General features: G+C 48.2%; 8 protein-coding genes. 5 read left to right on the top strand and 3 right to left on the bottom strand.

The genetic code is table 11. The features are described 5' to 3' along the window. Window positions 1-333: 333 nt before the first annotated feature. Genes ACR0IU_RS02545 through ACR0IU_RS02530 form a run of 4 tightly spaced genes read left to right on the top strand, consistent with a single transcriptional unit; the run spans window position 334 to window position 7,292 of the window. Window positions 334-3,303 carry a type I restriction endonuclease subunit R gene (locus ACR0IU_RS02545; RefSeq protein ID WP_480715140.1) on the top strand — a complete coding sequence of 990 codons (2,970 nt, stop codon included), beginning with the start codon at window positions 334-336 and terminating at the stop codon, window positions 3,301-3,303. Continuing rightward, the gene (locus ACR0IU_RS02540) at window positions 3,296-4,564 is read left to right on the top strand and encodes a restriction endonuclease subunit S (protein WP_480715139.1); all 1,269 of its coding nucleotides are present in this window, start codon (window positions 3,296-3,298) and stop codon (window positions 4,562-4,564) included. Before ACR0IU_RS02545 ends, ACR0IU_RS02540 begins: the two co-directional genes overlap by 8 nt. Then, window positions 4,561-5,652, top strand: a complete 1,092-nt coding sequence (locus ACR0IU_RS02535; RefSeq protein ID WP_480715138.1) for an AAA family ATPase — start codon at window positions 4,561-4,563, stop codon at window positions 5,650-5,652. The genes ACR0IU_RS02540 and ACR0IU_RS02535 overlap by 4 nt, the downstream gene beginning before the upstream one ends. After that, window positions 5,649-7,292, top strand: a complete 1,644-nt coding sequence (locus tag ACR0IU_RS02530) for a type I restriction-modification system subunit M (RefSeq protein ID WP_480715137.1) — start codon at window positions 5,649-5,651, stop codon at window positions 7,290-7,292. The genes ACR0IU_RS02535 and ACR0IU_RS02530 overlap by 4 nt, the downstream gene beginning before the upstream one ends. 980 nt (window positions 7,293-8,272) lie before the next feature. On the opposite strand, the gene ACR0IU_RS02525 is transcribed toward ACR0IU_RS02530, so the two are convergent. Continuing rightward, a complete protein-coding gene (locus tag ACR0IU_RS02525) occupies window positions 8,273-9,706 on the bottom strand; it encodes a sensor histidine kinase (protein ID WP_480715136.1) in 1,434 nt (477 codons plus the stop codon). A gap of 272 nt (window positions 9,707-9,978) precedes the next feature. On the opposite strand from ACR0IU_RS02525, the gene ACR0IU_RS02520 reads away from it, so the two are divergent. Continuing rightward, the gene (locus tag ACR0IU_RS02520; RefSeq protein WP_480715135.1) at window positions 9,979-11,343 is read left to right on the top strand and encodes a cytochrome P450; all 1,365 of its coding nucleotides are present in this window, start codon (window positions 9,979-9,981) and stop codon (window positions 11,341-11,343) included. A gap of 63 nt (window positions 11,344-11,406) precedes the next feature. Here ACR0IU_RS02520 and ACR0IU_RS02515 read toward each other — a convergent pair whose 3' ends face one another. After that, window positions 11,407-12,543: a response regulator gene (locus ACR0IU_RS02515; protein ID WP_480715134.1), complete on the bottom strand. Its 1,137-nt coding sequence runs from the start codon at window positions 12,541-12,543 to the stop codon at window positions 11,407-11,409. A gap of 405 nt (window positions 12,544-12,948) precedes the next feature. After that, the gene (locus ACR0IU_RS02510; RefSeq protein ID WP_480715133.1) at window positions 12,949-13,551 is read right to left on the bottom strand and encodes an acyl-homoserine-lactone synthase; all 603 of its coding nucleotides are present in this window, start codon (window positions 13,549-13,551) and stop codon (window positions 12,949-12,951) included. Window positions 13,552-13,770 lie beyond the last annotated feature (219 nt).

Genomic DNA, 13,770 nt, shown 5'->3' with positions numbered 1-13,770 from the left:
GCTCAAGTATACACAATTTGCCGTAAAAATCCAGCTAACTGCAAAAAAGGGTCACCTTGTTGAAGAGCGACTACCCTAGCTTCGCGAGCCGCTTTCGGAAATCGTCCTATGACAAACCTTGCTCCTGTATGTGTCGGGGTGGCTATGGCAAGCGCCTAACCGATGCTCGTCGAAAAACTACACCGTTGCCCACGGCATCCGGTGACAACCTTCGCTCGCTGTGGCATTAAGGCGGACAAGAGCAGAGTGAGCCAACCCACCTCCTAAATGAGGATTTCGCCGTAAAGGCAGAATGTTTTCTACAGTCTGCCAAGAAGAGCGACCGAGGGAACAATGCAGGAAAAAGACATTGAAAACGAGTTCATCCAAAAGCTTGTTGACCTAAAATACACATATCGGACCGATATTACCGACTTGGACGCGCTAGAAGCCAATTTCCGGCAAAAGTTTGAAGCGCTAAATCAAGTCAAGCTGACCGAAAGCGAATTTGAGCGTCTCTTGGAGCGAATTGTCTCGTCGGACGTGTTTGCGTGTGCAGATATCCTTCGTAACAGAACGTCATTTGAACGAGATGACGGGACGCCGCTGAATTTTGCTTTGGTTAACATAAAGGACTGGTGCAAGAATTCATTTGAAGTCGTCTCACAACTTAGGATCAACACGTCATCAAGCCATCACGTCTATGACGTCGTTTTGCTGTTGAATGGTGTGCCCGTCGTGCAGGTCGAGCTTAAGAACCTGCAAGTATCGCCGTACAAAGCGATGCAGCAAATCGTAGGTTACAAAAACGACCGAGGGAACGGCTATGGAAACACATTGATGTGTTTTCTGCAGATGTTCATTGTCAGCAACAAGTCAGAGACTTGGTACTTCTCAAACAATAACTCGCAACACTTCAATTTTGATGCTGACCAACGTTTTCTCCCGATCTACCAGCATGCGACCCGAGACAACGAAAAAGTAAATGAGCTTCACGAGTTTTCAGAGTCATTCTTGGCCAAATGCACTCTTGCTGAGACCATAAGCCGATACATGGTTCTGGTCGCGAGCGAGAAGAAAATGCTCATGATGCGGCCCTATCAAGTCTACGCGGTCAAATCCATTGTGGACTGCATCCGGCAAAGGTGTGGCAATGGATACATCTGGCATACGACCGGCAGTGGGAAGACGCTAACCTCCTTTAAGGCGTCTATTTTATTGAAAGACAATCCCGACGTGGACAAGTGCCTGTTTGTCGTCGACCGAAAGGACTTAGACCGACAAACCCGGGAAGAATTTAATAGGTTCCAAGAAGGTTGCGTAGAAAGCAATACCGACACGGGCACTTTGGTTCGCCGTCTGATTTCGGACAACTACGCAGACAAGGTTATAGTTACGACCATCCAGAAGCTTGGTTTGGCGTTGGATGGAACCAACAAGAAAGACTACAAGTCTCGCTTGGAGCCACTCAAAGACAAACGTTTCGTCTTCATTTTTGATGAGTGCCACCGCTCCCAGTTCGGCGACAACCACAAAGCGATCAAAGAGTTCTTTCCAAACGCGCAGTTGTTTGGCTTCACTGGGACACCAATCTTCGACAAGAATTCGAACTACCATCAGATCGAGGGAACGGAAGCCAGTTACAAAACGACAGAAAGCTTGTTCGATCAGTCACTACATGAGTACACAATCACGCACGCGATTGAGGACAAAAACGTCCTGCGCTTCCACGTCGATTACTTTAAGCCAGACAGCAAAAACAAGGTGAAGCCCGGTGAAGCGTTGGCCAAACGCGCTGTCGTCGAGGCAATTCTCGAAAAGCATGATGCTGCGACGGCTGGTAGAAAGTTCAATGCAATTCTCGCCACTGCCAAAATCACTGACGCCATAGAGTATTTTGATCTCTTCAGCGAAATTCAGACTGAAAGATCACAAGACCCAGAGTTTCGGCCTTTGAACGTTGCCTGCGTCTTCTCCCCTCCTGCAGAGGGCAACAAGGACGTTAAGCAAATCCAAGAAGACCTCCCTCAAGAGCAACTCGACAACAAGCAAGAGCCTGAGAAGAAAAAGAAGGCCCTGATCAAGATACTCGACAGCTACAACAATCAGTACGGGACCAATCACAAGATCAGCGAATTCGACTTGTACTACCAAGATGTGCAGAAGCGGATCAAAGATCAGCAATATCCCAACCATGACCTACCGCATGCCGAAAAGATCGACGTAACTATCGTTGTCGACATGCTGCTGACTGGCTTCGACAGCAAATTTCTGAACACCTTGTACGTAGACAAAAACCTTAAGTTTCACGGTTTGATCCAAGCCTTCTCGCGAACAAACCGGGTTCTGAACGATAGTAAACCCTACGGGAACATCATCGACTTCCGTGGTCAGCAAGATCAGGTGCAGGAAGCCATCAAGCTATTCTCTGGCGAGGGCGAAGAGGAAAGAGCAAGCGAGATTTGGTTGGTCGACGAAGCTCCGAAGGTGATCGGCAAACTGGACGAAGCAAAGCGCCAGCTTGACGCCTTTATGAAGTCTCAAGGTTTGGAAGCAGCGCCGAGCGAAGTACCCAAACTCAAAGGGGACGCGGCGCGCAGCCAGTTCATCAATCTGTTCAAGAACGTTCAGAAGCTCAAGACGCAACTGGACCAATACACCGACCTCGACGAGGAGCAGAAGGCGACAATCGCTGACGTGATCCCCAAGGATGATCTGCAGGGCTACAAGGGCGTCTACATTGAGACAGCGAAACGCTTGCGAGACATCCAGAACAAAGGTGGTGACGATGTGCCGCCAGAAGTCGAACAACTCGACTTCGAGTTTGTTCTCTTCGCTTCGGAGATCATCGACTATGACTACATCATGGGTTTGGTATCAGACTACACCCGAACCTCTCCAGAGAAGCGAGAAATGTCACGTCAGCGGCTGATCGGACTGATTGCATCAGACGCTAAATTCATTGGCGACCGCGAAGATATTGAGGCCTACATCAACAGCTTGGAAGCAGGTGTAGCACTTGACGAGAAAGAAATCCGAGAAGGGTTTGTTGCCTTCAAATCAAACAAGAACGCGACCGAGCTTAATGCCATTGCACAAGCAGCCGGGCTTGAAGCAGAAGCCCTGCAGGCTTTCGCAGATAGCATCATTCGTCGATACATATTCGACGATGGTGAATTGACAGAATTGTTGAGGCCGCTGGGCCTTGGCTGGAAAGATCGTACCAAAAAGAAACTCGAGGTTATGGAAGCCTTGAGCCCTCTTCTTCGGAAGATGGCCAATGGTCGGGATATTTCTGGGCTGGAGGTGTATGACGATGTCTAAGAGCGAGGAACCAGAAGCTCTTCCAGAAGTACGGTTTCCTGAGTTTTCTGACCACCCCGCGTGGGCAAAGCCCAAACTGGCCGAGAAAAGCCAACGAATAACAGACAAGGTCGGAAACTCAAAACTCCCGACGGTGAGCATTACAGCAGGAGTAGGTTTTGTATCCCAAGAGGAAAAATTCGGCCGAGATATCTCTGGGCAGCAATACAAAAATTATGTGAAATTGCAGCGAGGCGATTTTTCCTACAACAAAGGAAACTCCAAAACTTTCCCGCAGGGTGCGATTTATCAGCTCAAGGAATTTGACGCGGTTGCAGCTCCTAACGCGTTTCTGAGCTTTGCATTAAACGATGATGTAGTTCCAGAATTTTATGAAGGATATTTCGAGCAGAATTATCACGGACGCCAACTGCTTCGATATATCACGAGTGGGGCTCGTAGCGACGGGTTACTCAATATCAATCCCGACGATTTCTTTAGCATCATCCTTCCAACTCCCCTTCTAGCTGAACAGATCAAACTCGGTAGCTGTTTCAGTTCTTTGAACGACCTAATCAGATATGAGGAGCATTCCCTGAGTGCTCTCGTGGATCACAAAAAAGGAATGCTGCAGGTTCTTTTCCCTACTGATGGCAAGTCTAGACCAGAGCGACGAATGCCCGGATTTGATAACGCAGAAGCTTGGCAAGAGATCGAGCTTGCAGACCTTGGCGATACAGTAACGGGATTAACATATGCTCCAGATGACATCCGAGAAGAAGGTTTGTTGGTTCTCAGGTCGTCTAACGTTCAAGATCAAAGGATAACGTTAGACGACAATGTTTTCGTGAGAGACGATATCGAAGGAGCAAACCTGTCCCAAAAAAATGACATTTTGATTTGCGTTCGTAACGGTTCGCGAAGGCTAATTGGGAAGACTGCCTTAATACCTGCTGGCTTGCCAAGAAGTACGCATGGAGCATTCATGAGCGTGTTCAGAGCGGCTCGACCAAAGTTCGTATTTCAACTCTTCCAAACTCAGGCCTTTCATAGACAAGTTCTTGGAGACCTAGGGGCTACGATCAACTCGATAAACACGAAAAACCTGAAGAAATACCGCTTCTATGTGCCGGATAGCAAGGAGCAAGAAGTCATTGCTGAGTTTCTGGAAGAAATCGATGTCTTAATTGATCAGCAGTCGCAAAGGTTGGAGGACCTGCGAAAACATAAGTCGGGGCTGCTTCAAGGATTACTGCCTTCCATTGAGGCGGTTGAAATATGACAAACGGATCAAAAATCCATGAGTACAAAGCTATCAAAGATGTGGTCACGCGAATTCGAGATGATCTGAACGATATGCAGTGCGTTCTGCTATTTGCTCACAACGGAACTGGCAAGACTAGGCTTTCAATGGAGTTTAAGGAGGAAGCTAAACAAAAGGACGGCCGCAGCACTCTCTATTTTAATGCATTCACTGAAGACTTGTTTTGGTGGGACAATGATCTTGATGGAGATTCCAATCGGAAGCTTCAAATCAACTCTCAGTCTGCCTTTTTCGAAGGGTTCAAGGAATTGGCCCTTGAAGAGAAGATTTTTGCGTTTCTTGAGAAGTACGCAAGCTTCGACTTCCGTATAGACTACGATGATTGGAATATCGTCTTCAGCAGGGGCAAAGAAGACAACATCAAGGTTTCACGGGGTGAAGAGAACATCTTTGTCTGGTGCATGTTCCTCGCGATCTATGAGTTGGCCATTGACGGGCATACTTCCTACGACTGGGTGAAAAACGTCTACATCGACGACCCCGTCTCTTCCCTAGACGACAACAACGCGATTGCTGTTGCGGTCGACCTTGCGCAGTTGGTGGAGCGCGGGAAAGAAAAGATCGGTGCAGTTGTCTCAACTCACCATACGCTGTTTCACAACGTCTTTTGGAATGAGATCAAGAACCGAAAGCTGAAACGGAAGACATACTTCTACCACCGGTCCCAAGACGCTACGACGTATACGCTGCGATGGACTGACGACACCCCGTTTTTCAACCATGTCGCCCAGCTTGCAGAACTCAAACAAGCCGTCGCAACCGGCGACATCTACACCTATCACTTCAACGTCCTCCGAAGCATCATGGAGAAGACCGCAGTGTTCTTTGGGCAGGACAAATTCCAAACCTGCATTCAGGGAATTGAGAATGAGGCGCTTTATGAGCGGGCCGTTCAACTCATGAGCCACGGCAAATACTCAATTTACGACCCTAGGCAAATGGGCGAAGACAACAAAGATCTCTTCCGGGACCTGTTGGCAAAGTTCCTTGAGCGATACGAGTTCGCCCTGCCTGACATACTAAAGGCCGAGGAGGCCGAAGCATGACTGAAGAACAACAAAAAGAACTCGGCAAAGTCCTGTGGGCCATTGCAGACCAGTTGCGCGGGCAAATGAACGCGGACGATTTCCGTGACTACATGCTCTCGTTCCTGTTCCTTAAGTACCTTTCCGACAACTACGTCAAAGCAGTTCAGGACGAGTTGGGCGCAGACTATCCGACGCCGCCTGAAGAGAACGACGAAGGCAAGCGTAAGACGATACCGCTCCAGATTTGGTACGATCAGAACCAAGAGGATGCCGACGAGTTTGAAAGCGTCATGCGTCGTCGCATGCACTACGTCATCAAGCCTGCTTACCTCTGGGACAGCATTGCTGAACTTGCGCGGACACAGGACGGCGACCTCCTTGATACGCTGCAGCAGAGCTTCAAGCATATCGAGGAAGAGAGTTTCGAGAGTGTCTTTCAAGGCCTCTTCTCAGAGATTAACCTGAGCTCCGAGAAGCTGGGTAAAGACTACAACGCTCGCAACGACAAGCTGTGCGCGATTGTGGGGAAAATCGCTGAGGCTATGCCGGATTTCTCGCGGGATCAGGACACGATTGGCGACGCGTACGAATATCTGATCGGTGAGTTCGCTGCTGGGTCAGGCAAGAAAGCTGGCGAGTTCTATACGCCTCAATCAGTGTCTGACATCCTCTCCGGCATCGTCTCCTTAGACAGCCAGAATCCAGCTTCTGGAAAGAAAAGCTACCTTGCCAGCGTCTTGGACATGGCCTGTGGGTCAGGCTCGTTGCTGCTCAATGTTCGCAGTAAGATGGGCGACCGGGGTATTGGCAAAGTTTACGGTCAAGAAAGCAACATTACGACCTACAACCTCGCCCGGATGAACATGTTGCTACATGGTATGAGCGACAGCGAGTTCGAGATTTTCCACGGAGATACACTCAAGAACGATTGGGACATGCTGAGCGAAGCAAACCCAGCGAAAAAAATGTCATTCGACGCCGTAGTAGCGAACCCGCCCTTTAGCCTTCGCTGGGATCACACGGATGCTTTGAAGGAAGACTTTCGCTTCAAGAGCTATGGTGGCCTTGCCCCGAAATCGGCGGCGGACTTTGCATTCCTTCTACATGGATTTCATTTTTTGAAAGACGAAGGAACTATGGCGATCATCCTTCCGCACGGGGTGCTATTCCGAAGCGGCGCTGAAGAAGGCATTCGTCGCAAACTCCTACAAGACGGGCATATCGACACTGTCATAGGACTACCTTCAAACTTGTTCTACTCAACGGGTATCCCTGTATGCATTTTGGTTCTTAAGAAATGTAAGCAGCCAGATGACGTGCTGTTTATCAACGCCAGCGAGCGCTATGGTAAAGGCAAGAAGCAAAACTTCCTAAGGCAAGATGAAAACACTGACGACATAGAAGAGATTTTGACGACTTATCGAGATCGGCCCGAAAAGATCGAGCGGTACGCGCGCCGGGTGTCGATGGATGAAATCGAAAAGAATGGCTACAATCTGAATATCTCGAGATATGTGAGCACTGCTAAACCAGAGAAAAAAATCGACCTAGCCGAAGTGCATGATCGACTGGTTTCTTCCTCTACTAAGGCAAAGGAAGCCAGAGACCGCCACAATAAGTTCCTTGACGAACTTGGGCTACCGAGATTGCCCGACTGAATTTGATACCAACAAATCTTCATGTGTGACAGGCAAAAACGTCACACAAAGAAGCACACAAGGCTGTGTGACGTTCCGAAAAAATCACCTATTTTTATAGGGTTGAGGAAGAAATCTGAGAATCGAGTCTTCTCGACCGCACCACATAATTCATCTCGTTGTGTAATTTCAATTTATTATGTTGGCGTGAACGATCTTGGTCCACCTAAAGGCTTGTGATTTGGTCATCAGCACAACATAGTCGCTTTCGCTACCTCTGCACGCGTGCGCTGATGCCTCCGATCGTCGAGTAGAGTGCCCGACAACCGATCAAGTGCATAAATGGCTTCCACCAATTGCTGTTTATCGAGGATGGATCTCCACTGCTGGTTAAAAGGCTGTATGAGTGCGTCAACGAAATTAGCTGCCGCACTTGTGAAGGCTGATTAGCCGCGAATATTGAGATAAACGTGCAATACGGGCTTAAGAACTGTGACGACCATACAATCAGAGTTGGGCGTCTATACTTGAGTGAATTAATTCAAATAGAGTGCGCCCAATCGATGAAAAAGCTGAATATGTTGACAGTCCGGCGGTCATTGGCTTTTTTGTTTCCGGTTTACACCAATTAGAACAACTAAAACGAACAAAACACGAGAATTTCTCGGTGCTTGGACAGCTCATCCCTTATGATGTTCATAGTAATATCGCGGCCTGCAAGTAGTAGGCCTATTTGCCGAAAGTTGTAAATCTACTGCATCTTCGGAAGTGTATTTGGTAACGAGTGTGCTGTTTCGATCGTATGATCGGGACAGCATTTTCTTTTTGGAGTTGCTTTGGCAATACACAGACTCCTTCATTTTACCACTGACGATCTCGAGTGTGCCACGAGGTCTTGTGATCATAGGGATAACTTCACCACCGAAAATCCGCTACTGAATCACGGGATTGCTTCAATAATCCAAAGTGATGTGCCATCGAAATTGCTTGGCAGTAATTCGTTATCGTTGCTCCGGTTGCGTGGCGCAGGGTAGTGTGGTGTGCTCTTCTCCGGTGGAACCTACTTCATGTCCGCTTATCGCAGGCAATTTAATGAAAAACTCTGTGCCTTCACCAAGTTTGCTTCTGTAGTCTATTGTTCCGCCAAAATGCTCAACAATTTCCTTTGAAATGTGCATCCCGAGCCCTGTACCGCCTGCGTGACGTTCATCGGAGGAGTCTATCTGGGAAAATCGATCGAATACTTTGTCATGGCACCCCTCAGGTATCCCGATGCCATGGTCTTTGACGAAGAGGCGAATATTCCCGCCCACTTTCTCGCATCCGACGGTTATCTCGCCTCCATCAAGGGAGAATTTAGCTGCGTTGGAGATAATGTTGGCCAACACCTGAAGCAGGCGGGAGGGATCACCTTTAACGTACAGATCATTGTTTCCCCCTAAGTCTTCTACAATTTCTACGTTGTGAGCACTGGTGTATCCCATGTTACAGGCAATCGCTTCCTTAATCAGCGCATGTACATCAACAGTTCCTTCACGGTAATTCATCTCGCCCGCTTCCATTTTTTGAATGTCCAGCACATCATTGATTAGGGATGCGAGCCGTTCGCAATTTTTACCTGCTAAATGAATGAGGCTTTGCATTGATTCTGGAGCTTCACCCAATGCGCCTGTGTTGATTAGGTCAAGTGATCCCTTGATCGAAGTGAGAGGCGTACGCAGTTCATGGCTAACTGTCGATATGAACTGAGTTTTCGCAATGTAGGCCGCTTTTGTTCTTTCGTGCTCTGCTTTGAGCTTTTCGAGTTGTTCCAAATTCCTGCGGTAGAGCTTCAGAAACACCATCGAACAGTCAATCAGAAAATACATTACAAAGATAACGGTGAAGAAGTGCAGCCAGAGTTCAGATGAAAGCTCGGGGCGTTCGATCCAGATATCCTTGACGACAATCAACATGAACGATACGCCGTACATGGTCAGACGGATAATCATTGCCCACAGAAACTGATGGTTGTTCATTGCTGCAAACAACGCCGCAGCAAACAAGAAGAACATTGGAGTAAAGTGACCACCGGCGGGCTGTGCGAAAGCAACTGAAACAGCATACAGGCAGATTGCAGCCGCGCTGAGGATCGTGTTCAACAGAATCCAAACAACCATCATACTAATTGCTTTGTGCTGATCTGGCTTTAAGCGCGGTACGCGTTTGGCCAGCAATAAATCTTGCGCTTCGCAAATGAGAATTGTCCCATAGAACAGCATGGCGTTAATGGGATCGAAGAAGAACGCAGTTAAAATGGTCGTGGCCAGATAAATAGCCTGCCGCTGCCACAGAAGCGCAAAGCTCATGGCAGTATAATCTATGATGTTTTGCAGAAGCCGGTTTTCCGTTTCACCGGCGTCCCGGTCCGGCAGATTGGCGTCGATGGCTGTCATCCAGATGTCTTCGTTTTTAGCGCTTGGACAGTACCATTAGCGGCACAATGAGGACTTAGTTGGTCTGAATTGGGTTCACAGTTTGGCGCTAATCCTTTGAAGGCCACCGTGATTGTTGGCGTTTCAATCAAGATTCTGGTGTGAGAGGTTGAAAAATTTTTGTTGCGCAAATGCAGTGTGGGGCGCCCAAATTTGACGATCTCGTTGCTAAGTGCATTTTTTTTTTATCTTAATGTGCCAGAAAGAAGGAGAAAATCTAAAAGGGTTGGGGTTTGACTGCAGTTGAATTTACGAAGTTGGGGCAGGGCGCTGTCGCTCCTGTTTCGGCTAGGCTTGCAAAAAAGCCGGTGACACTGCTTCAGTTTGCAAGGTCCGCTGGTCGAAACATGTTTGAAGTCATCCCGGCCGAAACTCTGCGTGAAACTTATGTTCGCGGGCCTTTGAACATACACTATATCTGCGATCCTGAAATGATAACCGAATTACTCGTCGGGCAGGGTCGTTCGTTTCCCAAAGCCAAGTTCACTAAAGACATTATTGGATCGGCTGTTGGCAACGGGTTGATACTTTCTGAAGGGGAAAAATGGCGTCAGCAGCGGCGTAGGTATTCTCCACTATTCGCCGCCAGGAACCTCCCGGTTCTGGCTCGGCATTTTGCAGAGACTGGTGTCGAGATTGCAGATTCATTGGCGGAACACGAAGGCCCCGTAGATGTTGCACAAATTGCGCCTGCATCAACGTTGACGAATATTTCTAGGGTGATTTTTTCGGGTAACAAGAAAGTCAGTTCAGAGCAAATACGCGTGGGGCTGATCAAGTATTTTGAGTACATTTCTGATTTGTCTCTTTTCGACTTAATGGGTTTGCCAAAGTGGGTGCCGCGCAAGAATTGGCTACGCAGCCTGGCCCCGGTCACTAATATGCGGAACCTCGCCAAACAGGTCATTGATCAGCGTCGCGCCGAATGCCGCAGCGAGCCACAGGATTTCCTCGATTTCATGATTGAGGCGTTGAAAACAGATTTCGAAGATGAAGCGACAACCGTCGACAACCTTTTAACTTTTGTTGTCGCTGGTCATGAAACTTCCGCCAACGCTCTGGCCTGGGGGTATTATCTGCTGGCGCTGCACCAAGATATGCAAGCTAGGGTTAGACAAGAAATTCGGTCGGTTCGCCCAAAAGGCCCAATCGAGTTTTCTGACCTGGAGGCAATGCCACTCCTGCGCGCCCATGTAAAAGAGACGCTGCGGCTTTACCCTTCAGCCGCGTTCTTTGCTAGAGACGCATCTGCCGACCTTGAAATCAAAGGGGTAAAGATTGCAAATGGTGACGCGCTGTTCTTCCCAGTTTACTCTTTGCACAGAAACGAAAAACTATGGGATGCTCCTGACCACTATCGACCGGAACGGTTCTTGGGATCTACACTGCCTCGAGGTCAGTACATTCCATTTGGAGATGGTCCCAGAATCTGCATTGGTGCTCAGTACGCTGAAACTGAAATCATGGTACTTATGGCTTCGGTGCTCCGCCAAATAAATTTTTCGATTACAGAGTCTGAATTACCGGAACCAGTTTTGACATTCACCATGCGTACGAGTGGCCCACTCATCCTCAATGCCGAACGGGTTCGCGAATAAAGTCGATATTTACACTCCAATGCCTGACCTTTGATCGACGTCAGGCCTGGCGACAGAATTAGCTTACTGCCGGCGAGTGAGGTAAGTGTTATCGCCGTACAGCTCACGCAAGACTACATCAAACAATCTATCGTTGACCATTTCTTTGCGATCCGGTGTGGGCTCTGAAAATGTGGAGGAAGTTGTAACCAGGCCCTTTCTGAGATTGGCCTCGCGATGATTCACTTTTTTGATAGCCATGTCCAAAGAGGCGAATGCTCCAACCTTCGTAAAAGAACGAAGCGATACCGGTGTACCTTTCACCACTTTGAGATGGACAGATGCGCAGCGGTTGCTGAGAACAGTCCCAAGTTCTTGGTTTAGGAAAGCTTCGGTCGGAATATTCTGGGTGCGTTCCCGCCCATGTGTAACAACGAGAAATGTGCCACTCCCGCGATAGGAATAGATTCCTCCAGCAGCCTGTGTTGTTCTTTCAATGCAGAATCCGATGTCGGAAACAGATCGCCGAAAATCACCAAAATTCCCCAGATCAAAGTGATACTCGGCGTCACGATATTTGATTGCGGTAACCCAGGTGTCAAATCGACGCCTCCGCGAAAGCTGCTCGACATAGTTGTCGAATTCGACATACCCCAAGCATTGTTCCTGCTCGTCGATAGACAAAGGATCCTTGAAATTGAATTTCTGGTTGAAATCCAATTCACTGCGAAGATTTTCTATCGACGCCGATGAGGATTGGGTTTTCTTTCTCTCCATCATCAGAAGGTGAGCAGCGTTCATACGGCTGCGCAGTTCAAAGAAGTCGAAGGGTTTAGTTACATAATCAAACGCGCCTTCTAAAAATGCCTTCTCGATGTTCTGCCTGTCATCCAGTGCAGTCAGCATTATGACAGGTGTTTCCAGATTTTCTGGCAGGTTCCGGATTTGTGAAAGCAACTCTATCCCTGAGGTTCCAGGCATCTGAATGTCAACAAGCAGACAGTCGAACGGGGATTCTGCTGCTTCTATCATCCCAAGCGCTTCATCAGCTGAACTGGCAGCAGCCACATTGCAGTTTTCGAGTTCAGGAAGCGCTGATTGGAGCAATTTCAAGATGTCAGGATCATCATCAACCGCCAGTACAGTAAGTGCGGTCTTTCTTTGTGCTCGATGCTCTAAATTTCTCTGGAACCGATCACTGCCAAATGTGGAATGTCTCATAACTGGTGAACCGCCGATATCCTCATAACGGGTTGAACCTATGAGGTGAGTGGGTCGAAACCGCGGCAAAAATTGAGAAATTCTTCGTAGAAAAGGGGTTTTTTCTTGACCTTTGTTTGGCGCAAACGGCCTCAGCGACGAGTTGCCTGTTTTTTGTTTTGAGCGGCCGTGGCGCTTTTTTGATGATATTTATTCGGTAATATGTTCGCGTCTAAGAACAATTCACGATCTCAAAACAACGGAATTGAAATGCGATTGGGAATTTAGGCATCAATTCTGGTAACGCTGCTAACATGCACAATAGCCACGGTTTCCCAACAGCCTGAAAATAAAGCCTAGTCGCAATGAAGTCAGCGTCGGGCGTTAAAAAGTACAATAGACGATCCAGCGGCGGGGTTGTTCAATTTACTTGTAGATGTTGAACAAAACTGACTGACTGACGGTGCCATCGATAGAGAACTTTGCGCCGACAGGTGAGGCATTGATACCCAGTCGCCGTGACCACCGTGCCCAGACTGAAGGAACGATGCCGAGTATGCTGGATGCACCACCTTCCATCGCGACAGTAGTCATCTGGTGAAACAACTCTTGTTGAACCTGCTGCCTGCGTGATGAAGCTACATCTTTTGTCACGAAGAAACGGGATGCTTCCCAGACAGCTTGCTTTACCGGGGCTTCAACAAACAGAACGTCAGATGGGATATCTTTAAGGATACCTCTTTGTGCGTCGCGCAGCATATAACTGTATACCCCGCATTGTGCAGTCGTGGGCAGAAGTCGCACACCTGCCAAAATTTCACCAAACTCGTGCAAAACAACCCATCGACAGGCTGGCGTGTCGTATTGGTCGAATTCCATCCCGTCAGATTCGCCGACTTGCCACTTTAGCTGATCTATGAAAATTGACTTTCTGGTTTCGAGGTATTTTGCCAGCAGTGGGCCATACTCGTGAATATTGCGAAAGCTAAGCGTAGTCGCACGAATATTGCCAACGTCACTACGTGGCATTGGCGGGCTACTTCTAACCGCGAAAACTTCTATTCGCGCCGATTTACTCGGAGCGCTTGAAGTGGCGTTAGCGGGTGTCAGTTCCGGAAATCCCTCCGGGACCGAGTATGTCTGCTTAAACCTGAGTGGACGGTCCATATTTTGCTCATATTATTGACGCACTTATGACAAGATTCAGCTCGGCAAGTCCACCAACCTATGCGGTAGTTAACCGAATTG

Source organism: Ruegeria sp. CL5 (assembly GCF_056536485.1).
This window is presented reverse-complemented; position numbering and strand designations above follow the sequence as displayed.

Excerpts from the sequence above, each read along its gene's own strand:
- ACR0IU_RS02545 (WP_480715140.1), top strand. The coding sequence starts at position 334 with ATGCAGGAAAAAGACATTGAAAACGAGTTCATCCAAAAGCTTGTTGAC.
- ACR0IU_RS02540 (WP_480715139.1), top strand. The coding sequence starts at position 3,296 with ATGTCTAAGAGCGAGGAACCAGAAGCTCTTCCAGAAGTACGGTTTCCT.
- ACR0IU_RS02535 (WP_480715138.1), top strand. The coding sequence starts at position 4,561 with ATGACAAACGGATCAAAAATCCATGAGTACAAAGCTATCAAAGATGTG.
- ACR0IU_RS02530 (WP_480715137.1), top strand. The coding sequence starts at position 5,649 with ATGACTGAAGAACAACAAAAAGAACTCGGCAAAGTCCTGTGGGCCATT.
- ACR0IU_RS02525 (WP_480715136.1), bottom strand. The coding sequence starts at position 9,706 with ATGACAGCCATCGACGCCAATCTGCCGGACCGGGACGCCGGTGAAACG.
- ACR0IU_RS02515 (WP_480715134.1), bottom strand. The coding sequence starts at position 12,543 with ATGAGACATTCCACATTTGGCAGTGATCGGTTCCAGAGAAATTTAGAG.
- ACR0IU_RS02510 (WP_480715133.1), bottom strand. The coding sequence starts at position 13,551 with ATGCCACGTAGTGACGTTGGCAATATTCGTGCGACTACGCTTAGCTTT.